15 protein-coding genes, 3 tRNA genes and 1 pseudogene are annotated in these 22367 nt (G+C 71.9%); 11 read left to right on the top strand and 8 right to left on the bottom strand.

The genetic code is table 11. From position 1 onward, the window contains the following. Together H305_RS0114330 and H305_RS0114325 are read right to left on the bottom strand one after the other, a co-directional pair. On the bottom strand, positions 1 to 2068 hold a 2068-nt coding region (locus H305_RS0114330), incomplete at its 3' end, for a molybdopterin oxidoreductase family protein (RefSeq protein ID WP_028801000.1). 107 nt (positions 2069 to 2175) lie between these two features. Continuing rightward, positions 2176 to 2883, bottom strand: a complete 708-nt coding sequence (locus H305_RS0114325; protein WP_078629039.1) for a SanA/YdcF family protein — start codon at positions 2881 to 2883, stop codon at positions 2176 to 2178. 213 nt (positions 2884 to 3096) lie between these two features. Here H305_RS0114325 and H305_RS0114320 point away from each other — a divergent pair, with 213 nt between their 5' ends. From H305_RS0114320 to H305_RS0114300, 5 genes are all read left to right on the top strand, one after another. Then, positions 3097 to 4026, top strand: a complete 930-nt coding sequence (locus H305_RS0114320; protein WP_028800998.1) for a sirohydrochlorin chelatase — start codon at positions 3097 to 3099, stop codon at positions 4024 to 4026. A gap of 74 nt (positions 4027 to 4100) precedes the next feature. After that, a complete protein-coding gene (locus H305_RS45805) occupies positions 4101 to 5522 on the top strand; it encodes a deoxyguanosinetriphosphate triphosphohydrolase (protein WP_078629038.1) in 1422 nt (473 codons plus the stop codon). Between the two features lie 93 nt (positions 5523 to 5615). Beyond that, positions 5616 to 6881 carry an NAD(P)/FAD-dependent oxidoreductase gene (locus H305_RS0114310; RefSeq protein ID WP_028800997.1) on the top strand — a complete coding sequence of 422 codons (1266 nt, stop codon included), beginning with the start codon at positions 5616 to 5618 and terminating at the stop codon, positions 6879 to 6881. A 38-nt stretch (positions 6882 to 6919) separates the two neighbouring features. Then, positions 6920 to 8821 carry a DNA primase gene (dnaG, locus tag H305_RS0114305; RefSeq protein WP_028800996.1) on the top strand — a complete coding sequence of 634 codons (1902 nt, stop codon included), beginning with the start codon at positions 6920 to 6922 and terminating at the stop codon, positions 8819 to 8821. A gap of 200 nt (positions 8822 to 9021) precedes the next feature. Next, on the top strand, positions 9022 to 10329 hold the full coding sequence (locus tag H305_RS0114300; protein WP_028800995.1) for an RNA polymerase sigma factor: 1308 nt from the start codon (positions 9022 to 9024) through the stop codon (positions 10327 to 10329). 73 nt (positions 10330 to 10402) lie between these two features. On the opposite strand, the gene H305_RS0114295 is transcribed toward H305_RS0114300, so the two are convergent. The 4 genes from H305_RS0114295 to H305_RS0114280 all read right to left on the bottom strand — a co-directional run bounded on the left by H305_RS0114295 (position 10403) and on the right by H305_RS0114280 (position 16040). Then, entirely contained in the window at positions 10403 to 12331 is a 1929-nt protein-coding gene (locus tag H305_RS0114295; RefSeq protein WP_028800994.1) for an ABC transporter ATP-binding protein, read from the bottom strand. Next, positions 12331 to 14064 (bottom strand): ABC transporter ATP-binding protein, encoded by a 1734-nt coding sequence (locus tag H305_RS0114290; RefSeq protein ID WP_028800993.1) that lies wholly within the window; start codon positions 14062 to 14064, stop codon positions 12331 to 12333. The genes H305_RS0114295 and H305_RS0114290 overlap by 1 nt, the downstream gene beginning before the upstream one ends. Positions 14065 to 14229: 165 nt before the next feature. Next, complete coding sequence (locus tag H305_RS0114285) at positions 14230 to 15696, bottom strand: FGGY family carbohydrate kinase (protein WP_028800992.1); 1467 nt, start codon at positions 15694 to 15696, stop codon at positions 14230 to 14232. Positions 15697 to 15734: 38 nt separating this feature from the next. Beyond that, the gene (locus H305_RS0114280) at positions 15735 to 16040 is read right to left on the bottom strand and encodes a hypothetical protein (protein ID WP_028800991.1); all 306 of its coding nucleotides are present in this window, start codon (positions 16038 to 16040) and stop codon (positions 15735 to 15737) included. Between the two features lie 145 nt (positions 16041 to 16185). Here H305_RS0114280 and H305_RS0114275 point away from each other — a divergent pair. The 3 genes from H305_RS0114275 (at position 16186) to H305_RS0114265 (ending at position 16575) form a co-directional block, all read left to right on the top strand. Beyond that, positions 16186 to 16258, top strand: a tRNA-Asn gene (locus tag H305_RS0114275). 5 nt (positions 16259 to 16263) lie between these two features. Then, positions 16264 to 16336 (top strand) — tRNA-Asn (locus tag H305_RS0114270). Between the two features lie 165 nt (positions 16337 to 16501). Continuing rightward, positions 16502 to 16575: transfer RNA gene (locus tag H305_RS0114265), tRNA-Ile, on the top strand. Positions 16576 to 16893: 318 nt separating this feature from the next. Here the strand turns inward: H305_RS0114265 and H305_RS0114260 are convergent. After that, positions 16894 to 18426 carry an MFS transporter gene (locus H305_RS0114260; protein ID WP_051370571.1) on the bottom strand — a complete coding sequence of 511 codons (1533 nt, stop codon included), beginning with the start codon at positions 18424 to 18426 and terminating at the stop codon, positions 16894 to 16896. Between the two features lie 663 nt (positions 18427 to 19089). Between H305_RS0114260 and H305_RS55755 the strand changes: the two genes are divergently transcribed. From H305_RS55755 to H305_RS45795, 3 genes are all read left to right on the top strand, one after another. Next, positions 19090 to 19215 (top strand): hypothetical protein, encoded by a 126-nt coding sequence (locus H305_RS55755; RefSeq protein ID WP_267880793.1) that lies wholly within the window; start codon positions 19090 to 19092, stop codon positions 19213 to 19215. Between the two features lie 335 nt (positions 19216 to 19550). Then, positions 19551 to 21086 (top strand): DUF1254 domain-containing protein, encoded by a 1536-nt coding sequence (locus H305_RS45800; protein WP_051370570.1) that lies wholly within the window; start codon positions 19551 to 19553, stop codon positions 21084 to 21086. Positions 21087 to 21569: 483 nt separating this feature from the next. Further along, complete coding sequence (locus H305_RS45795) at positions 21570 to 21851, top strand: hypothetical protein (protein WP_037763793.1); 282 nt, start codon at positions 21570 to 21572, stop codon at positions 21849 to 21851. A gap of 89 nt (positions 21852 to 21940) precedes the next feature. Here the strand turns inward: H305_RS45795 and H305_RS54750 are convergent. Further along, positions 21941 to 22195, bottom strand: a pseudogene (locus tag H305_RS54750) (SDR family NAD(P)-dependent oxidoreductase); the annotation flags it as partial. Positions 22196 to 22367: the final 172 nt, after the last annotated feature.

Genomic DNA, 22367 nt, shown 5'->3' with positions numbered 1-22367 from the left:
CGTCCGGTTCCTCGGCCACCGGCCGGTGCGACACGGGCACGAACCGCGCCCGCCCGTCCTCGGTGGCGAAGCGGTCGAGGAAGAGGCGCGGCGTCCCGGGGTGCACGCCCGCGCCGTCGCCCGCCCGCGCGGGGCCGTCGGCGGCCGGCGCCGGGCCGACTCCCGTCCCCGCCGGGCCGACTCCCGTCCCCGCCGGGCCGACTCCCGTCCCCGCCGGGCCGACTCCCGTCCCCGCCGGGCCGACTCCCGTCCCCGCCGGGCCGTCCCCGTCCGCCGGTGCGGGGCCACTGCCGCCGCCCGGCACGGCGCCGGCGTCCCCCGCGGGGTCGTCCTCGAACACGTCGAGCGAGGCGTCCTCGCAGTCGTCGCAGTCACCGGCGGCCCCGGGCCCGGCTCCGGTCGTGCGGGCGGTTGCGCCGGTCCCGGCCACGTCCCTGCGGGACGGCTCACCGGCCCCGGCGGGTTCCGGCGCCGGGCACGGCCAGAACACGCCGTTCTCCTCCGCCAGCCGACGGTAGGTGATCCCCGAGTAGTCCGCCGCCCCGCCCGCGCTCGCCCTGCGCAGTTCGTCGAAGACCTCCTCCGGGTCCGCCGGGAAGCCCTTCTCCACGCCCAGGCGGGCGGCCAGTTCACGCAGCACGTACAGATCGCTGTGCACACCCCGCGGCGGGGTGAGCGCCTGACGCCGCAGCAGCACGCGGCCCTCGAGGTTCGTGGTCGTGCCCGTCTCCTCGGCCCACTGGGTGACCGGCAGGACGACATCGGCGAGCGCGGCCGTCTCCGACAGGACGACGTCGGCGACCGCCAGGAAGTCGAGCGCGGCGAGGCGTTCCTCGATGTGCGCTGCGTGCGGCGCGGAGACCACCGGGTTCGACCCCATCAGCAGCAGCGAACGGATGTCCGTGCCCATCGCGTCGAGGAGTTCGTACGCGCTGCGTCCGGGGCCGGGCAGCGTGTCCGGGTCCACGCCCCACACCTCGGCCACGTGGCGGCGCGCCTGAGGGTCGGTCAGCTTGCGGTAGCCGGGCAACTGGTCGGCCTTCTGGCCGTGTTCGCGCCCGCCCTGCCCGTTGCCCTGCCCGGTGAGACAGCCGTACCCGGACCACGGCCGCCCCGCCCGCCCGGTGGCCAGGCACAGGTTGATCCACGCGCCGACCGTGTCCGTGCCCTTGGACTGCTGCTCGGGCCCGCGCGCGGTGAGCACCATGGCGGCCTCCGGCTCGCAGAACAGCCGCACGGCCTCCCGCAGCCGTGGAACGGACACCCCCGTGATCCGTTCCACGTACTCCGGCCAGTGGGCCATGGCCGCCGCCCGCGCGTCCTCCCAGCCGCTCGTCCGGGCGCGGATGTACTCCTCGTCGGCGTGCCCCTCGGCGACGACCAGGTGCAGCATCCCGAGCGCCAGCGCCAGGTCCGTACCCGGGCGCGGCGCGAGGTGCAGGTCGGCCTGCTCGGCCGTACGCGTCCGGCGCGGGTCGACGACGATCAGCGTGCCGCCGTTCTCCTTCAGCTCGGTGAGGTAGCGCAGCGCCGGCGGCATCGTCTCGGCGAGGTTGGAGCCGACGAGGATCACACAGCCGGTCCGCGGCACGTCCTCCAGCGGGAAGGGCAGCCCCCGGTCGAGACCGAAGGCCTTGATCCCGGCCGCCGCCGCGGACGACATGCAGAACCTGCCGTTGTAGTCGATCTGCGAGGTGCCGAGGACGACGCGGGCGAACTTCCCGAGGGCGTACGCCTTCTCGTTCGTCAGCCCGCCCCCGCCGAACACACCGCACGCGTCCGGGCCGTGCTCCGTGCGCGTGCGGGAAAGACCCGCGGCGATCCGGTCGAGCGCCTCGTCCCAGCCGGCCGGCTCCAGCACACCCGCCCTGCGCACCAGCGGCGACGTCAGCCGCACCCGGGACGACAGCAGCTCCGGCGCGGTACGGCCCTTGCCGCACAGCGCCCCCCGGTTCACCGGGAAGTCCGCGCGCTCCGTCACCTCGACACCGCCGGCGGCGGGCGTCAGGTTCATCCCGCACTGCAGGGCGCAGTACGGGCAGTGGGTGGGCGTCGCGGAGGTGTTCATACCGCTCAGCGTGGGTCGGCCGTGTTACGCGCCGGGTCGGGCCGCGTTACGCCATCGGCACGGGGACCTCCCGGCCCGGTCCGGCGCGCCGTGAGGCAGGCCCTCCGTCACCCGCCGGCGACGGCCAGCGCGCGCGAGATGCCCGGCTCCTTCGGCCCGAGGAACCGCGGATCGGGCTTGAACACCGCGTCCAGGGCGGCCTTCCCCGCGGCGAAGATCTCCCGAGTGCCCCCGTAGTACCAGGTGACGTCGTGCTTGGCGTCCACGCCGATGCCGTACGACCGCACCCCGGCCGCCTGACACAGCGCGACCGCCCGCCGGATGTGGAAGCCCTGGCTGATCAGCACGGCCTCGTGGACCCCGAAGATCTTCCGGGCCCGTACACAGGAGTCCCAGGTGTCGAAGCCCGCGTAGTCGCTGACGATGCGGCCGTCGGGCACACCCCGCGCGGTCAGATAGGTCCGCATGGCGTCCGGCTCGTCGTAGTCCTCGCGGCTGTTGTCGCCGGTGACGAGGACGACCTTGATCCGGCCGTCGCGGTACAGCGCGGCCGCCGCGTCGAGACGGTGGGCGAGGTACGGCGACGGCTCGCCGTCCCACAGGCCCGCGCCGAAGACCACCGCGACGTCCGTGCGCGGGGCGTCCGCCGTGGTGCGCAGCCGGTCGCCCGTCACCACGTACATCCAGGTCGCCGGCAGCAGCGCGAGGACGCACAGCAGCATCACCGCCTGCACGGCCCGCCGCTGTCCGGCCCGCGTGCGTGGCAGTCGCGGCCGGCGCAGCCGCCGCACCGCACGCGGCATCACGAAGCGCATCTTCGCTGTCCCCTCCCCAGGTGGCCCCGACCCTTCAGGACGCGGCGGGACGCGGTCCGGTTCACGGCGCAGGACGTGACCCGGTTCACTCGCGGTGCCGTCCCCGCAGGTCGCGCACGCTCACACCGCCCGTCCGTCCCGGCGTGAACCCCTGGAAAACACCCGTCATGCCCGCGCAACGGCCCGGCAACCTGGTACCGGCAGGATCGCTCCATGACGGCGTCGAACACTCCTCGCGACGAGTCCACGTACCGCCCGGGCGGCCCGCCGCCGCGCGGTGCCCACCCGGAAAGCCTCCTCGACGGCCACCTCGACAGTACGGCGCAACTCATGAACCGGATCACCAGCCAGCTCGGCAGCCAGCTCAGCCTCGTCTCGCTCGACGGCACGCGCCGTCCGGCACCGCCCGCGCTCGTCCTCGTGGCGCACGGCAGCCGCGACCCGCGCACCCTCGCCACCGTGCGCACCCTGGTCGAGCGGGTCCGCGAACTGCGCCCCCGGCTGCCCGTGCGCCTGGGGCACATCGAACTGAACGAGCCCCTGCTGCCCGACACCCTCGCGGCCCTGCCCGCCGGCGACGCCGTTCTCGTCCCGCTGCTGCTCAGCCGCGGTTACCACGTCAAGCAGGACATCCCCGAGGCCGTCGCCGCCGCGCCCCACCTGCGGGCCCGTGTCGCCGCCCCGCTCGGCCCGCACCCGCTGCTCGTGGAGACGCTGTACGCACGGCTCGTCGAGGCGGGCTGGCGGACCAGGACCAGCAAGGCGGCCCGCCGCGCGAGCGCCGTGGTGCTCGCCGCCGCCGGCTCCCGCGACCCCGACTCGGCCGTCGACACCGGCCGCACCGCCCACCTGCTCGCCGAGCGCCTCGGCGTCCCCGTCGTCCCGGCGTACGCGTCGGCCGCCTCGCCCACCGTCCCGGCGGCCGTGCGTGCCCTCACCGCCCGGGGCAGGCACCGGATCGCCGTCGCCTCGTACTTCACCGCCCCCGGCCGCTTCGCCACCCAGTGCGCCGAGGCCGCCCCGTGGATCGCGGCCGAACCGCTCGGTGACCATCCCGCGATGGCACGCCTCGTCCTGCACCGCTACGACCAGGCCGTCGCGGCCTCCGGGACCGTCACCGAACGCGCTCTCACCCCGGCCTGAACCGGACGGCTCCGCCCCGCCGGTCGCCGATGCCCATGCCCCGGATGTCGGTGCCTGCGTCTACTGTCGGTGGCATGGAAGGCACCGCACCGCAGGCGCACGAAACCCCGGAAAGCCCCCACCGCCCCGAGAACCCCGTACGGTCCGCGCAGTCCGGGACCGGCCACGGGCTCCCCACCCCGCACGGCGGGTACGACGACTCCGCCGTGGAGCGCTGGGCCGTGGAGCCCGACAAACGCCCGGGGCGCACCGCCTTCCAGCGCGACCGCGCCCGCGTGCTGCACTCCGCCGCCCTGCGCCGCCTCGCGGGCAAGACGCAGGTCGTCACCCCCGGCACCCGGAGTCAGGTCTGGGACGCCAGCCCCCGCACCCGTCTGACGCACTCCCTGGAGTGCGCCCAGGTCGGCCGTGAGCTGGGCGCCGCGCTCGGCTGCGACCCCGACCTGGTCGAGGCGGCCTGCCTCTCGCACGACCTCGGCCACCCGCCCTTCGGGCACAACGGCGAACAGGCGCTGAACGAATTCGCCGAGGACTGCGGCGGCTTCGAGGGCAACGCCCAGTCCCTGCGGCTGCTCACCCGGATCGAGCCCAAGAGGTTCGTGCGCAGCGACGCCGTGGCACCGGCCGCCGGCGGGGGAGGCGACCTCGTCAGCGTCGGGCTCAACCTCACCCGGGCCGCGCTCGACGCGGCCACCAAGTACCCCTGGCCGCGCGGTGGCCACCCCACCGACCCCACGTCCCCGAAATTCGGGGTGTACGAGGACGACCGGCCGGTCTTCGACTGGATCCGCAAGGGCGCCCCCGGCAGCCGCACCTGCTTCGAGGCCCAGGTCATGGACTGGTCGGACGACGTCGCCTACTCGGTCCACGACGTCGAGGACGGTCTGCACGCCGGGCACATCGACCCCAACTGCCTGCACGCCGAACCGGAACGGCAGGAGATCTTCGCGGTAGCCATCGGCCGCTACGTCCCCGCGGACACCGACCCCGCCGAGCTGTCCGAGGCCCTGGACCGGCTCCTGGACCAGGAGTGGTGGCCCCACGGGTACGACGGATCGGCCGTCGCGCAGGCCCGGTTGAAGGACGCGACCAGCCAGCTCATCGGCCGCTTCTGCCTGGCCGCGGAGGGCGCCACCCGCGCCACCTACGGCAGCGGCCGCCTCGGCAGGTACACGGCGGAGCTGGTCGTGCCGCGCGCCGCCCGTCACGAGTGCGCCGTTCTCAAGGCCGTCGCCCACCGGTACGTGATGCAGCGCGCCGAGCAGGAGCGGCTCCGCGCCGATCAGCGGGTCGTGGTCGCCGAGCTGGCCGAGGCGCTCACCGCGCGCGCCCCCGACGGACTGGATCCGCAGTTCCGGGCGTTGTTCGACGACGCGACCGACGACCGGGCCCGCAAGCGCGTGATCGTCGACCAGATCGCATCCCTCACCGACGCCTCGGCGCGTTCCCTGCATCACAGGCTCACCACACGTTCCCATGGGGGCGCAGGAGTGTGACCCTGCGTGGCCTGATCGGGCCACACCCTCTTCCCGCATCACGCTCCGTGCGGGACGCTCGCATGTGGCGACATCCTTACGAGGAGGCATCAAGTGGTCGACGCGGATCAGACATTCGTCATCGTCGGAGGAGGTCTCGCCGGCGCGAAGGCGGCCGAGACGCTCCGGGCTGAGGGCTTCACCGGGCGCGTGATACTGATCGGCGACGAACGCGACCACCCGTACGAACGGCCGCCGCTGTCCAAGGGCTACCTCCTCGGCAAGGAGGAGCGCGACAGCGTCTTCGTGCACGAACCCGCGTGGTACGCGCAGAACGACGTCGAGCTGCACCTCGGCCAGACCGTCGACGCCATCGACCGGACCGCCAAGACCGTGCGCTTCGGCGACGACGGCACCCTCGTCCACTACGACAAGCTGCTCCTCACCACCGGTGCCGAGCCCCGCCGCCTCGACATCCCGGGCACCGGCCTGGCCGGCGTCCACCACCTGCGCCGCCTCGCCCACGCCGAGCGTCTCAAGGGCGTCCTCGCCGCCCTCGGCCGCGACAACGGCCACATCGTCATCGCCGGGGCCGGCTGGATCGGCCTGGAGGTGGCCGCGGCGGCCCGGGAGTACGGCGCCGAGGTCACCGTCGTCGAACCCGAGCCGACCCCGCTGCACGGGGTCCTCGGCCCGGAGCTCGGCCAGCTCTTCGCCGAGCTGCACCGCGAGCACGGCGTCCGCTTCCACTTCGGCGCGCGGCTCACCGAGATCATCGGCCAGGACGGTGTGGTGCTCGCGGCCCGTACCGACGACGGCGAGGAGCACCTCGCGCACGATGTGCTCGCCGCGATCGGCGCCGCCCCGCGGGTCGCCCTCGCCGAGGCGGCCGGCCTGGAGCTGGCCGACCGCGCGCACGGCGGCGGGATCGTGGTGGACGCCCGCCTGCGCACCTCGGACCCGGACATCCACGCGGCCGGCGACGTGGCGTCCTTCCCGCTCGGCCTGTTCGACACCCGGGTGCGTGTCGAGCACTGGGCCAACGCGCTCAACGGCGGCCCGGCGGCCGCCCGCGCGATGCTGGGCCGCGACACGGTGTACGACCGCGTGCCCTACTTCTTCTCCGACCAGTACGACATGGGGATGGAGTACAGCGGCTGGGCTCCGCCCGGCTCGTACGACCAGGTGGTGATCCGCGGCGACGCCGGAAAGCGTGAGTTCATCGCGTTCTGGGTGAAGGACGGCCGGGTCCTCGCCGGGATGAACGTGAATGTGTGGGACGTCACAGAGCCGATCCAGCGGCTGGTCCGGTCCCGGGCCCAGGTGGACACCGAGGCGCTGGCCGACCCGCACACCCCTCTCGACGGTCTCGTCTCCTAGGCGTCAGGACTGTCGGTGCGCCACCGTAGAATTCTTGCGTGGCAGGACGGATCAACGACGAGGACGTGAAGGCGGTACGGGACGCGGTCCCGATCGACGCCGTGGTGTCCGAGTACCTCCAGCTGCGCAACGCGGGCGGCGGCAACCTGAAGGGGCTGTGCCCGTTCCACGACGAGAAGTCCCCGTCCTTCCAGGTCAGCCCGAGCAAGGGGCTCTTCCACTGCTTCGGCTGCCAGGAAGGCGGCGACACCATCACGTTCGTGATGAAGGTCGACCACCTCTCCTTCTCGGAGGCCGTCGAGCGGCTGGCCGGCCAGGCCGGCATCACCCTGCGGTACGAGGAGGGCGGGTACAACCCCTCCCACCAGCGCGGTGAGCGCATCCGCCTGGTGGAGGCGCACAAGGTGGCCGCCCAGTTCTACGTCGAGCAGCTCGGCACCAGCCCCGAGGCCGACACCGGCCGCACGTTCCTCGCCGAGCGCGGCTTCGACCAGGCCGCCGCGGCCCACTTCGGCGTCGGGTACAGCCCCCAGGGCTGGGACCACCTCACCCGCTATCTGCGCGGCAAGGGCTTCACCGACAAGGAACTGCTGCTGTCCGGCCTCTCCCAGGAGGGCCGCCGCGGCCCCATCGACCGCTTCCGCGGGCGCCTGATGTGGCCGATCCGCGACATCGGCGGCGACGTCGTCGGCTTCGGCGCCCGCAAGCTCTACGAGTCGGACAACGGCCCCAAGTACCTGAACACGCCGGACACGGCGATCTACAAGAAGTCCCAGGTGCTGTACGGCATCGACCTCGCCAAGAAGGAGATCGCCAAGAGCAGCCGGGCGGTCGTCGTCGAGGGCTACACCGACGTCATGGCCTGCCACATGGCCGGCGTCACCACCGCCATCGCCACCTGCGGCACGGCCTTCGGCGGCGACCACATCAAGATCCTCCGGCGCCTCCTGATGGACAACGGCTCGGCGCGGGTCATCTTCACCTTCGACGGCGACGCGGCCGGCCAGAAGGCGGCCCTGCGCGCCTTCGAGGACGACCAGAAGTTCGCCGCCGAGACGTACATCGCGATCGCCCCGGACGGCATGGACCCCTGCGAGCTGCGCCTCGCCAAGGGCGACGACGCCGTCGCGGACCTCGTCGAACCGCGTACGCCGCTCTTCGAGTTCGCCCTGCGCCAGATCGTCCTGCGCTACGACCTGGAGACCCCGGCGGGCCGCGCCGCCGCCCTGGACGAGGCGGCGCCCGTCGTCGCCCGCATCAAGAACACCGGCGCGCAGCACGAGGTCGCCGTGCAGCTCGCGGGCATGCTCGGCATCCTCGACACCCAGTTCGTGGTCAAGCGGGTGGCCCAGCTGGCCCGTTGGGCCCGCGACCGGGGCGGCAGGACCCCGGCCCCGTCCGGACCGCGGCCCCAGCACGCGTACGCGGCCGTCCAGGCACCAGCGGGCGGTCCCGCCCTCACCCTGCGCAACCCCGTCTTCGCCACCGAACGCGAACTGCTGAAACTCGCCCTCCAGCGGCCCGAGCTGGTCTCCCCGGCCTTCGACGCGTACGGCGTGGACGAGTTCACCGCCCCGCCGTACGCCGCCGTGCGCCAGGCGATCATGGAGGCGGGCGGCGCCGAGTACGGCGTGCAGGACTCCCAGGAGTACCTCGTCCGGGTCCGTGAGGCCGCGCCGGACGACATGGTCCGCGCCATGGTCACCGAGCTCGCCGTCGAGGCGATCCTGCGCAAGACCGTCGACGAGGGGTACGCGGGCGACCAGCTCGTCATGGTCCGCCGCCGCGCCGTCGACCGTCGCGTCCGCGACGTGCAGAGTTCCCTCGCCCGTCTCAGCGCCCATGGGGACCCGGCCCAGCTGGCCGCCGTGCAGAACGAGTTGTGGGTCCTCCAGCAGTACGGGCAGGCGTTGCGGGAGCGGGGCGCGGAGGCGCTCTGAGCGCCCGGGTTCCGGGCACCGGTGCCCGGCCTTCCGCTTCCTGTGGCCCCGCTGCCCCCTCACGTGCAGCTTTCAACCAGTTTGGGGTCCAGGGAAGCGCGCACCCGTCCCCACGGTAACCACGCGGTCACGGACCGGACGCAAAAAGTCACCGCACGCCCCTCGTGGCGGCGATGTGTCGTACTCCACACTGGGTTCCGGTGCCTGAGTCCTCGGAGCGCGGCCGGCCCGCACGCGACGGGTTCCCTATCCCCGCGGTTCCGCCACACGACTACGGGATGGACAGCGGCGAGGCCGTCGACCCCATCCCCGACGTACCGCTGCCGCACGCCTCAGCAGCGACATTCCTGGAGGTCGCCCCCGTGCAGACCCAGACCCTCACACAGACCGACACCACCACGGACGCGGACGCCGAGGCGGACGCCGTCACGGCGGTCCCGCCGCAGAGCCGTGGTGCGCTCCACCCCGAGACCGGGCCGGAGGGCCCGCCGGAACTCGACGGTCCGCCGCCCGGTGCCGTCGAGAGTGAGGCGGAGACCGAGACCGAGGCCCCCGAGCCGGTCGTAGCGCCCCGCAGCCGCGCCACGGACACCGCCGGCCCCTCCTCCGACCTGTTCCGCCAGTATCTGCGCGAGATCGGGCGGATCCCCCTGCTCACCGCGGCCGAGGAGGTCGAACTCGCCCGCCGGGTGGAGGCAGGACTCTTCGCCGAGGAGAAGCTCCGCCTCACGCCCGACCTGGACAGCCAGCTCGCCCTCGACCTGGACCGGCTCGTCGTCATGGGCCGCATGGCCAAGCGCCGGCTGATAGAGGCGAACCTGCGGCTCGTCGTCTCCGTCGCAAAGCGGTACGTGGGCCGCGGCCTGACCATGCTCGACCTGGTCCAGGAGGGCAACCTCGGCCTCATCCGGGCCGTCGAGAAGTTCGACTACGCCCGCGGGTACAAGTTCTCCACCTACGCCACCTGGTGGATCCGGCAGGCCATGTCCCGCGCCCTGGCCGACCAGGCCCGCACCATCCGCGTGCCGGTCCACGTCGTCGAGCTGATCAACCGGGTCGTCCGGGTACAGCGGCGCATGCTCCAGGAACGCGGCTACGAGCCGACGCCCGAAGAGGTCGCCGAGCACCTGGACCTGCCCAGCGAGCGGGTCAGCGAAGTGCTGCGGCTGGCACAGGAGCCGGTGTCCCTGCACGCTCCGGTGGGCGAGGAGGACGACGTCGCGCTGGGCGACCTGATCGAGGACGGCGACGCCGCGTCCCCCGTGGAGTCCGCCGCGTTCCTGCTGCTCCGCGAGCACCTGGAGGCGGTGCTGTCCACGCTGGGCGAGCGCGAGCGCAAGGTGGTCCAGCTGCGGTACGGCCTCGCGGACGGACGGCCGCGCACGCTGGAGGAGATCGGGCGGATCTTCGGCGTCACGCGGGAGCGGATCCGCCAGATCGAGTCGAAGACCCTCAACAAGCTGCGCGACCACGCGTTCGCGGACCAGCTGCGCGGCTACCTCGACTGACGCGGCACGTGCCGGTGCCCCCTCCGCCGGCCTCCGCGGCCGAGGGCCGGGAGGGGGCGGAGGGGCGAGGACGCTAGTCCACCTCGGCCACGGCCTGGGCGAACTGCGCCTGGTACAGCCGCGCGTACGCCCCGCCGGAGGCGAGCAGCTCCGCGTGCGCGCCCTGTTCGACGATGGACCCGTTCTCCATGACGAGGATCGTGTCCGCGTCCCGGATGGTGGAGAGCCGGTGCGCGATCACGAACGACGTCCTCCCGTGCGCGAGCTTCGCCATCGCCTTCTGGATCAGCACCTCGGTACGGGTGTCGACGGAGCTCGTGGCCTCGTCGAGGACCAGGATCACCGGGTCCGACAGGAACGCCCGGGCGATCGTGATCAGCTGCTTCTCGCCCGCACTGACGCCGGTGCCCTCGTCGTCGATCACGGTGTCGTAGCCGTCGGGCAGCGTACGGATGAACCGGTCGGCGTGCGCCGCGCGCGCCGCCTCCTCGATCTCCCCGCGCGTGACGTCCCGGGCGGCCCCGTACGAGATGTTCTCGGCGATCGTGCCCCCGAAAAGCCAGGTGTCCTGGAGCACCATGCCGATGGCGGCCCGCAGGTCGTTCCGGGACATCGAGGCGATGTCGACCCCGTCGAGGGTGATGCGTCCGCCGGTGACGTCGTAGAAGCGCATCAGCAGGTTCACCAGCGTCGTCTTGCCCGCGCCGGTCGGGCCGACGATCGCGACGGTGTGCCCCGGCTCGACCTTCAGCGACAGGTCCTCGATGAGCGGCTTCTCGGGGTCGTAGCGGAAGGACACGTGCTCCAGCGCCACGCGTCCGCGCAGCTCGTCCGGCCGCACCGCCGGAACCGGGTCGGCCTCCTGCTCGTCCGCGTCCAGCAGTTCGAAGATGCGTTCCGCGGACGCGACGCCCGACTGCACCAGGTTCGCCATCGAGGCGACCTGTGTCAGCGGCATCGAGAACTGGCGGGAGTACTGGATGAAGGCCTGCACATCGCCGATCGACAGCGTGCCGGAGGCGACCCGCAGTCCGCCGACCACGGCCACCAGCACGTAGTTCAGGTTCGACACGAACATCATCAGCGGCTGCATGACCCCGCTGTTGAACTGCGCCTTGAACCCGGCCTCGTACAACTGCTCGTTCTGCTCGGCGAACTGGGCCGCCGACTCGTCCTGCCTCCCGAACACCTTCACCAGGGTGTGCCCGGTGTACATCTCCTCGATGTGGGCGTTGAGCTTGCCGGTGGTGCGCCACTGCTGCACGAAGTGCGGCTGCGACCGCTTGCCGACACGTGTGGCGACGTAGAAGGAGAGCGGCACGGTCACCAGCGCGACCAGCGCCAGCAACGGTGAGATCCAGAACATCACCGCCAGCACGCCGACGATCGTCAGCAGCGAGTTGACCAGCTGGCCCATCGACTGCTGGAGGGTCTGCTGGATGTTGTCGATGTCGTTCGTCGCGCGGCTGAGTACCTCACCGCGCTGCCGCTTGTCGAAGTAGGACAGCGGCAACCGCGAGAGCTTCGCCTGCATGTCCTCGCGCATCCGGTAGACGGTCCTGTTGACGGCGCGGTTCACCATCCGCGTCGCCACCGCCATCAGCAGACCGGCCAGCAGGAACGTGCAGAGCGCGAGCAGGAGCACACGGCCGACGGCGTCGAAGTCGATGCCCACGCCGGGGGTGAAGTCCGTCCCCGAGAGCATGTCGGCGATGCCGCCCTCGCCGCGTTCCCGCATCCCGGCGAGGACCTCGGACTTGGAGGCTCCGGCCGGCATCTGCCGTCCGATGATGCCCGCGAAGACGAGGTCGGTGGCCCTGCCGAGGATCTTCGGGCCGACCACCGAGAAGCCGACGCTCAGGACGACGGCGACCAGCATCACGCACATCGTGACGCGTTCCGGTTTGAACTGGGACAGGAGCCGCTTGCCCGACCCCTTGAAGTCCATCGAGCGCTGGTCGGGGCCGCCCCCGGCCATCATGCGTCCCATGGGCCCGGCCATCAGGCAGCCTCCGCTTCCGTGAGCTGGGAGAGCACGATCTCCCGGTAGGTCTCGTTGTCCGCCATCAGTTCGTGATGCCGTCCGCTTCCGACGATCCGGCCCTCGTCGAGGACCACGATCCGGTCGGCGTCCCGGATGGTCGACACCCGCTGGGCCACGATCACCACGGTCGCCTCGGCGGTCTCCTCGGCGAGCGCCGCCCGCAGCGCCGCGTCGGTCGCGTAGTCGAGAGCGGAGAAGGAGTCGTCGAAGAGGTAGATCTCCGGGCGCTGCACGAGGGTGCGGGCGATGGCGAGGCGCTGGCGCTGACCGCCGGACACGTTGGTGCCGCCCTGTGCGATCGGCGAGTCCAGACCGTTCTCCAGCGTATGGACGAAGCCCTTGGCCTGCGCCACCTCCAGCGCCTGCCACAGCTCCTCGTCGGTGGCGTCGGGATTGCCGTACCGGAGGTTGCTGGCGACGGTGCCCGCGAACAGGTACGGCTTCTGCGGGACGAGACCGACCGTCCTGGCCAGTACCTTGGGGTCGATGGTCGAGACGTCCACGCCGTCGACGAGCACCTCGCCCTCGGTGGCGTCGAACAGCCGGGGCACCAGGCCCAGCAGTGTGGACTTGCCGCTGCCCGTGGAGCCGATCACGGCGGTCACCTCACCGGGCCGGGCCACCAGGTCGATGGCCTTGAGGACCGGCTCCTCGGCGCCCGGATAGCGGAACCCGGCCTGCCTGACCTCCAGATGGCCGTGGCGGCGCAGCTCGACGACGGGCGCGGCCGGCGGGACCACGCTGCTGTCGGTGCCGAGCACCTCCTCGATGCGCTCGGCGCAGACCTCCGCGCGCGGCACCATCATGAACATGAAGGTGGCCATCATCACCGACATCACGATCTGCATGAGGTAGGCGAGGAACGCGGTCAGGTCGCCGATCTGCATGCCGCCGCTGTCGATGCGGTGGGCGCCGAACCAGACGACCGCGATGGACGACAGGTTCACCACCGTCATGACGATGGGGAACATCAGCGCGAGCATCCGGCCGGTGGCCAGCGACGTCTGCGTCAGCTCGGTGTTGGCGCCGCGGAAGCGGTCCTTCTCGTAGTCGTCGCGCACGAAGGCGCGGATCACCCGGTTGCCGGTGATCTGCTCGCGCAGCACGCGGTTCACCGTGTCCAGCCGCGTCTGCATGGTGCGGAACAGCGGGCGCAGCCTGCGCACGATGAGGGTCACGCAGATGCCGAGGACCGGCACGACGGCGACGAGGACCGCGGACAGGGGCACGTCCAGGCCGAGCGCCAGGATGATGCCGCCCACACACATGATCGGCGCCGACACCAGGAGGGTGAACGTCATCAGCGTCAGCATCTGCACCTGCTGGACGTCATTGGTGGTGCGGGTGATCAGCGAGGGCGCCCCGAAGTGGCCGACCTCACGGGCCGAGAAGGACTGGACGCGGTCGAAGACGGCGGCCCGGATGTCCCGGCCGACCGCCGACGCCGTACGGGCGCCGTAGTAGACCGCTCCGATGTTGCAGACGACCTGCGCCAGGGAGATGCCGATCATCAGCGCCCCGAAGGACACGATGTAGCCCGTGTCTCCCTTCACGACACCGTTGTCGATGATGTGCGCGTTCAGCGTGGGCAGATAGAGCGTGGCGCACGTCTGCAGGAACTGCAGCAGCACCAGAAGGGTGATGGGCTTCTTGTACGGACTGAGGTGGGTACGCAGGAGTCGTATGAGCACGCGGGGTCTCTCGGGGTCGTCGACGGCTGGGTGATCGGCACGCGATCGGGTGGTGCACCACCCCCTATCGTCGGACACTCCACCCGCGTTACCTCAACCGAATTAACCCGGCCGCCGTCCTGCGACGGGCCCGGCCCCGGTCCTTCGACGGAGGCCGACGCGTCACTACGGCGCGCCCGGGCCGCGGAACGCCCCAGGATGCGTCTGTTCCCGTACGGACACGTACTGCTGGCGTACGGCCTGGCCCACGGCGAGCTCCTCGCCCGGCTCCAGCACCTGGGCGACCGGACCCTGCCACACCGGCGGCGTCCGCGGGTCGAGCGCCCCCTGTGAGACGCCGAGGGCCCAGGCCGCCTGCCGGGCCGCGCCGAGCGCCGCGTAGTCCGCGGGCTGCGGCACGACGACCTGCGCGCCGAACAGCGCGGGCGCCACCGCCTGGACGGCGGGCAGTTCGGCGGCCGGCCCCAGCAGGAAGATCCGGCGTACGTCGACGCCGCGCCCGCGCAACACGTCCAGCGCGTCCGCGAGCCCGCACAGCATGCCCTCGAAGGAGGCCCGCGCCAGGTGCTCGGGCCGCATGGACTCCCGCCGCAGCCCGGCGAGGGTGCCCGCCGTGTGCGGCAGGTTCGGTGTCCGCTCGCCCTCCAGATAGGGCAGCAGGACGAGGCCGTGGGCGCCGGGTGTCGACTTCATCGCCAGATCGGACAGGCCCTCCAGGTCGGGCACGCCGAGCAGCTCGGCGGCGCCCCGCAGGGCCCGTACGGCATTGAGGGTGGTGACGACCGGCAGATGCATCCCCGTCGCGTCCGCGAGGGAGGTGATCATGCCGCTGGAGTCCACCAGCGCCTCGGGGTGCACGGCCATCACGGACCCGGAGGCGCCCAGCGACACCACCGCGTCCCCGAGCCCGATGCCGAGCCCGAAGGCCGCCGCCATCGTCTCGCCGGTCCCCGCAGAGATCAGCAGCCCCTCCGGTGTGGTGCCGGCCGCCTGGGCGGGACCCAGCACGTCGGGCAGGGACGCCTGGTGTCCGAGTGCCAGTTCGACGAGGTCGGGCCGGTAGGCGCCGGTGGCCGCGGACCAGTAGCCGGTCCCGGAGGCCCCGCTCCGGTCGGTGGTGCGCCGCGCGGGGCGGCCCAGCAGCTGCCACACCAGCCAGTCGTGCGCCTGCATCAGGAGGGCGGTGCGCCGCGCCGCCTCCGGCTCGGTCCTGCTGAGCCAGCGCAGCTTGGTGACCGGCTGCGCGGCCTGCGGCACGGAGCCCACGGCCTGGGCCCACGCCTCGCGTCCGCCGAGCGCGTCGATCAGGTCGGCCGCCGCGACCTGGGCGCGCTTGTCGCCGCCGACCAGTGCGGGGCGCACGGTGTTGCCCTGCACGTCCAGCGGGACCAGGGCGTTCTGCTGCGCGGAGACACCGATGGCCTGCACGCCTTCGAGCAGGCCGCCGCCGGCCGCCTCGCCCAGGGACAGCAGCCAGGCCTGCGGATCCACGTCCGAAGGACGGCCGCCGCTCTCGGTGGTCTCGACCGGATGCGGCGCATACCCCTGCCTGAGCACGGCACCCGTGTCCGTGTCGCAGACGACGATGCGAGTGAAATCGGGCGAACTGTCCAACCCGGCGACTATCCCCATGGCGGAAATTCTGCCGTATGACGGGAGGTCGGCGCCCCCTAGGTGTTGCTGGTGCCCCAGTCGTCCTCGACCACGCCGTCGGTGTTCCGCTCGCGCAGGGAGCGCACACGCTCGGCGACCGAGTCCGGGACGTGGTCGCCGACCTTCTCGCTCACGGCGTGGAACGCCTTGCCCGCGACCACGCGGCCCTGCTGGGCGGCGGTCTCCGCGGTGTTGCGCACCGCCGGGTTCTGCGCGACCTGGCGTGCGGACTTCTTCAGCTGCTCGTAGCGCTCGCGCCCGGCGCGTGTGCCCAGCACGTAACCCAGGGCCAGTCCGGCGACGAATGTGAGCCGGTAGCGCATGACGGCCACCCTTCCCTTGCGTCGGCATCGGTGTGGAGGGAACCGATTGGCGGAGCACCCCCCTGCTTGCGCTAATGTATGTGTCGCAGCGAGCGCACGCCCCCTGGCGAATACCCAGGTAGGTACGTTCGATGCAACGAGGCAATCCTCCGTAGCTCAATTGGCAGAGCAGCCGGCTGTTAACCGGCAGGTTACTGGTTCGAGTCCAGTCGGGGGAGCTCGATCTCCTGTAGCTCAATTGGCAGAGCAGCCGGCTGTTAACCGGCAGGTTACTGGTTCGAGTCCAGTCGGGAGAGCAACGGAAGAGGACCCCTCAGGGGTCCTTTTTCATGTTTGGGGGAACCGCGCGGAGCACGCCGAAGTCCTCATGGTCATGCGATGCCGACCATCCGAAGCAGGAGATCGTATGAGCGGCTATGCTGCGGCAGACGGCGCGCACAAATGTGCGCGACACGCCGTACGGGGCGGTAGCTCAGCCGGTTAGAGCAGCGGACTCATAATCCGTCGGCCGTGGGTTCGAGTCCCACCCGCCCCACCCAAGGCTTGTAGCGCAGGAACGTTTCTACCTGCGATAGCCCGTCAGCCCCCTCCCGGCGGAGGGGGCTTCAGTGCTTCTGGAGAACGCCAGCCGGTCCGCTGCCGGCCAGAAAGGCCGACGATCACCCGCACGGTGGTCATGGAGCAGCCCCGGCCAGCTCGACGTCCGGTCGGGGCTGCCGGGATCAGACGGAGGCGGAGACGATCGGTGTGCCGACCTCTCGGCGGGCCGGGCGGGGCGGGGCGCGTCGCCCGGCGGCCGTGGCAGCGTGCCGCGCCGCGTCCGAGGTCTGACGGGCGGTGATCCGGACGGCTCCTACGGTGCGGTCCGGGGCCGGCGGGGCATGAGCAGGTGGGCCGTCACTGCCAGGGCGAGCGGCAGGAGGCTCACGACCAGCATGGTGAGCCGCAGGCCGTTGGTGAAGTCCAGCCCGAGGTCCAATCCGGACTGCCGAAGCAGGTTCGGGTCGTATCCGGCGGTGCCCGGACTGTGCGCCATCGCGCTTCGCGTCGCGTCCACGGCCTCCTCGGCCTCGGACACCGACATACCGCGCGCTTCGGCGTCGTTGAGCCACTGCCGCTGGAAGAAGAGGTTGAGGAGCAGGAGGTAGACGGCGGGGCCGAGCGCGTAGCCGGTCATTCCGAACGCGGGCTGGACAGAGGCCACCGCTCCGGACTTTCCGGGCGGGGCGTGCGAAAGGATGGTCTCGGCCACCGCGGAGGACGTCACCAGCGAGCCGAGGTTGGTGAGCCAGGTGGCCAGTACGACGATCCACAGAGCCATCGTGGGCGTGGCGGTGGCCGCCATCAGCAGCCCGCCGGCGACCATCACCAGCAGGCCGGTGACAAGGACCGGCCGGGGGCCGTACTTCCCGATCAGGTGCCCGGCGAGGATGACGGCGACTGCGATCGCCAGTGTGCCGGGCAGGAACAGCAGGCCGATCGTGCGCGGGGGCAGCGAGAGGATCACACTGCCGAACTGCCCGAGGGTGAAACTGAACCCCGCGATGAGGAAGTTGAGCGTCAGGCTGGCCATCGCGGCCACGGCGAACGGACCGCTGCGGAACAGCGAGAGGTCCAGGACCGGTTTCGGTGTCCGGCGTTCACGGAGCACGAACAGCGCGCCGGCGACCGCACTGATCACCAGCGGCAGCCAGGCCTGGAGCCGGGAGATCCCGTTCTCCGCCCCGGCGACGCCGTGGACGAGGGTCAGCAGGGCGACGCCGACCAGGCTGACGCCGACGACGTCGACTCCGAGGCGCTTCAGGACGGGGGGCTCGGTGACGTACCGGGCCGTCAGCCCGAGCGCGATCAGCGACAGCAGGGGGGCGAGCAGGAACAGCCACCGCCAGCCGACGGCCTCCGCCACCCAGCCCCCGATCGCGGGGGTCACCCCGCACAGCACCATGTCGATGGCCATGAAGATGCCGATGGCCGCCGGCCGTCTCTCCGGCGGCACCGACGCCTTGAGCAGGGCCATCGACACGCCCAGGACCGCGGCCAGAGCCAGACCGTCGAGGAGGCGCGTCACCAGCAAGAACGTGTAGCCGGGGGGGATCGCGGAGAGCAGGTTGACGACGATGTCGCCGACCAGCCCCAGCATCAGCAGCCGCTTGAGCCCGAAGGCGTCCCCGAGACTGCCCACGGCGAGCACGGCGGCGGCCACGACCAGCGTCGCCGCGCCACCCAGGAACCCGACGACTTCGGGCGGCACGTGGAGCGCCCTGCTGACCTGAGGCATGTTCAGGCTGAGGACCAGCGGGTCGATGGCCGTGATCGTGAAGGCGAGGGCCAGTCCCGAGATGATCGGGAGTATCGCGACGACGGATCGCGGCTCCGCAGTCGACACAGCAGTACCTCCCGTACGTCGGCCGGCGCCGACCGCTCGTCGACCGACCGTAACCGGGCCGCCACTTTCAGTCCGCCTTCCCCGGACTGGCGCACGCGGCTCGACACCTGTTCGGACCAGGAGGATCAGTCCCACGTGGCCAGGGGCGCCGGCCCGCTTCGACGGGTCGAGCACTGGGCCGTGAGCGACCGGTGGTACGGGTGCTGACCGCCGCCTCCGCTCCAGACCGGCGCGGTCCACGAGGGGCGGCGGGCCTACCGGCGCACCCGGAGGAGCGGGAGGGTGAGATCGCCGCGCAGGCCGAAGCGAACCGGGGACGCATCGCGGAACTCACGGCGCGGTCCCAGGAGTTCGACCGGGGGGCCGAGAAGGCCCGGACCGTCCGCGGGCCCCTGCTCGCGCTGCCCGGTCCGCCGACGCCGACGACAACGGCCCCGAAGCCGCCGGAAGGATCCTGCCGCACCGACGTGCTGTTGCCGGGCTGTGGCTGCGGTGATCTACTCGAATTAGGCCCGACTCGCATGTAACGGCCTGCCGCGTATCCGATGCGGTACGGCGGGTGGGAGTCGCCGTCCTCAACGGAGTGCCAGAGGTGCTCGCCGGCGGCCCGGCCCGGAGGGGGCCGTATCGCGCGCCGCCGAGTCACATGAGAGGAGCGCGGCGATGGCCGCCAACCGGCTGCCCACACCGCAGGAGGGCATCTGGTCCGTCGCGCCGCGCATGTACCTCCCACACCCCGAAGTCGTCGACACGCGCTGGCAGTGCCCATTGGTCAGCCGCGTCGGCTGACGGGCCGACGCCGTTTCTGGCCCTGCCGGAGACCGACTGGGTACGCGGCCAGGGGCCGGGACTGCTGCCCGGCACCGGCGTGCGGGGCGACCCGCAGGAGCACCCGACGAGCCGGGGCCGCAACGGGGAGTCCGCGTGATCCGGCCGGACGGGGACCTGACGGCGAGCCACCGCCCGGCATGCCCGTCCTGGACACCCGCGCAGAACGCCGCCGCGTGGCGCACCGGGAGGAGGCGGGACGCGTCGTCGACGGTCGCCGGTTTCCCCGGTTCCCGCGCTGAGTCCGCGTGGTGGCTGCAACCCGAAGTGTTCAACCTCAGGAGAGGAACGCGGTGATGGCATCCTCAGTCAACAGCAACCGTCCCGGGCGACGTCTGCGCCACGATCTCGCCGTGGCGGCAGCCGGCATCGGCGAGGCGGCGGCCGCCACCGGAAAGGCCACCGTCACCGCTGTACGTCACCCGGGGGACACCATCGACCGCGCCAGGAAGATGACGCGGGCCCTGCCCGGGGCATGGCACTCGGTGAAACCGGCGCTGACCGGCCGGGTGGACGACTGGCGCCGCGAGTACGCGTACACGCTGGGGGAGCAGGCCTTCATCTACGGCTTCCCCTACATCTACAACGCCGGGCTCCGTCACCGTTGGGTGACCCAGAAGCCCGAGAGGGAAACGACACCCTACGCGGCCGTCAACCACTTCTGGCACGGGAGCAGGGTCTGGGACGCCTCGGACCGGGAGGGCGTGTCCCCCAACAACGACACGTTGTACTCCTGGGCGTGGGTGGACCTGCGCGAGGAGCCCCTCATTCTCTCGCACCCCGACATGGGCGACCGCTACTTCACCTTCGAACTGGTCGCCTTCACCTCCGACAACTACGACTACGTGGGCATGCGGGCGACCGGACCAGGAGCCGGTGACTTCGCCCTCATCGGTCCGGACTGGAACGGGGACCTCCCGGAGGGCGTGCGCCGCACGGCGAACGCCCCCACCCCGTGGGTCCTGGTGGTCGGGCGGACCCTCGTCGAGGGCGAGGAAGACCTCCCGGCCGTCCACGCGCTGCAGCAGCAGTACCGGCTGACGCCGCTCCACCTGTTCGGCGAGGAGGGCGCCAGGCTCCCGGAACGCCGCGACGTACTGGTGCCGGTCGACCCCGCCGAGGATCCGCTCGGTCCGTGGAAGACGCTCAACGCGGTGCTGGCCGAGAACCCGCTGCCGAAGCACCACGATGTCCTGCTGCGGCAGTTCGCGGAGATCGGCATCGGCCCAGGGCTGGACGTCGAGGCTCAGCCGGAGTCGGTGAAGGAGGGCCTGATCCGGGCCGCCGCCACCGCCGTGCCGATGCTCGAACAGCAACTGCTCAGCGGCCAGTGGGCCGAGCAGATCAACGGCTGGCGCTACCCTTCCCCGGAGATCGGGCGCTACGGGGACGACTTCCTCAAGCGGGCAGCGGAGCAGTCCCTGGTGGGCATCGCCATCAACGATCCCGAGGAAGCGGTCTACCTGGCGGCCTTCACCGACGGCGCCGGCGAGACGCTGACCACCGGCCGCTACGAGCTGCGCTTCGACGCGGGGTCGCTGCCCCCTGTCGACGCGTTCTGGTCGCTGACCGCCTATGACGAGGACCGGAACCTGATCCCCAATCCGATCGACCGGTACTCCGTCGGAGACCGCACCCGGGGGCTGGCCAGGGACGATGACGGGGGTTTGACCCTCTACCTGCAGCCCGACTCGCCGGGGCCCGAGCTGGAGTCCAACTGGCTGCCCACGCCGCAGCAGGGCATCTGGTACGTCGCGCTGCGCATGTACCTCCCGCGCCCCGAGGTCATCGACGCGCGGTGGCACTGCCCGCCCATCAACCGCGTCGGTTGACGGAAGGCAGGCCACACGGCCTGGAAGGCCGCTGAGAATCCCGGTTCCGGCCTCGGTGGGTGGAGCTCGCATCCTCGGCTTCCCATCCGTAGGGCCGGGGCCGGAGCCGAGCGGCGAGTGCCGGGAGGGGCTCCTCCGGCTCGGGTTCCGGCACCGGTACTCCGACGGCCCGTGCTTCGAAGGACCGGTCGCTGAAGGCCCGGCTTGCCCGGGCCCGGTCTTCGCGGGCCGGGGCAAGCGGAAGCCGGTCGGGCTGTGGGCGCCGGCCGGCTCCGATGACGGGGTGCGGTCGTCAGCGACGGTCCGCGCGGCGCCGCATCACGACGACGGTGCCCGTGCCGACGGCGAGGGCCGCGGCGGCGGCACCCGCGAGGGGCAGGGCGGGACCGGAGCCGGTGCTGGCCAGGTCGCCGTCGACGGCGGAATCGCCCGAGGTGCCGCTCGTGGACGATCCCCCGTGCCACGGGTGAACCGGATCCGCCGGTGGACGATGAGCCGGAGCCGCCGGCGGAGGACGAGCCGTCACCGCCGGTCGAACCGCTGCCGCCGGTCGAGCCGCCGGTACCACCGGTCGAGCCGCTGCCCGCGACGGCGAGGGTGATGGCGGCCTTGTCGTTCTTCTTGTTCTCGTCGAACGGGCGGGCCGGCCCGTCCAGCGCGACGGAGCCCTTGGCCCCGGCGACCGCCTTGGTGATCTTCAGTTCGAAGTCGTACGTCCCCTCGTACGCGGCCTCCACCCAGGCCTGCGAGGTGCCGCACTCTTAGGTGCCGGTGCCCACCTTGCTGCAGAAGCCGTCGGTCTTGGTCACCTCGGTGCCCGCGGGCATCTTGATCAGGATCCGGGTCGACGGGGCGACGTCGACCGGGGCGTCGTTCCCGGTGATGAACTCGCGGACCGACTCCACCTGTCGGGGGTCGGCGAGGTCCGCCGCGTACCAGGAGGCGGTGCCCGCCCCGTGCCGCTCGTCCAGTGAGTCGGCGGCCTTGCGCAGTACGTCCTCGCGGCGGCCGAGGAGCACCACACGGTCCCCGTCCGCTGCGAACGCCTCCGCCGTCGCCAGACCGATCCCGGTCCCGCCGCCGGAGACCACCACACGTCGCCCGCTCATGGACACCCCGCCCGTCTCGTCGTTGTCCTCAGATGTGAATCCTGGTCATGTCCACATATGGACGGAGACGCTACGGAGACCGCCCAGTGGCGTCAAGTGACTTGATATGAAGCCATGTTGACCTGCGCATTCGTTTCGTGGCACGGCCCGCTGGGCAAGGATGGGGCAGCGT

Source organism: Streptomyces sp. 142MFCol3.1 (assembly GCF_000424945.1).
In the GTDB taxonomy this organism is placed as follows: domain Bacteria; phylum Actinomycetota; class Actinomycetes; order Streptomycetales; family Streptomycetaceae; genus Streptomyces; species Streptomyces siamensis.
Note: the sequence above shows the minus strand (reverse complement) of the source record. Positions and strands in the feature narration are given on the sequence as shown.

Bases quoted from the DNA above. Each gene is read 5' to 3' on its own strand.
- H305_RS0114320 (WP_028800998.1), top strand. From the start codon at position 3,097: ATGACGGCGTCGAACACTCCTCGCGACGAGTCCACGTACCGCCCGGGC.
- H305_RS0114285 (WP_028800992.1), bottom strand. From the start codon at position 15,696: ATGGGGATAGTCGCCGGGTTGGACAGTTCGCCCGATTTCACTCGCATC.
- H305_RS55755 (WP_267880793.1), top strand. From the start codon at position 19,090: ATGGCCGCCAACCGGCTGCCCACACCGCAGGAGGGCATCTGGTCCGTC.
- H305_RS0114295 (WP_028800994.1), bottom strand. From the start codon at position 12,331: ATGGCCGGGCCCATGGGACGCATGATGGCCGGGGGCGGCCCCGACCAG.
- H305_RS45800 (WP_051370570.1), top strand. From the start codon at position 19,551: ATGGCATCCTCAGTCAACAGCAACCGTCCCGGGCGACGTCTGCGCCAC.
- H305_RS0114325 (WP_078629039.1), bottom strand. From the start codon at position 2,883: ATGCGCTTCGTGATGCCGCGTGCGGTGCGGCGGCTGCGCCGGCCGCGA.
- H305_RS45805 (WP_078629038.1), top strand. From the start codon at position 4,101: ATGGAAGGCACCGCACCGCAGGCGCACGAAACCCCGGAAAGCCCCCAC.
- H305_RS0114280 (WP_028800991.1), bottom strand. From the start codon at position 16,040: ATGCGCTACCGGCTCACATTCGTCGCCGGACTGGCCCTGGGTTACGTG.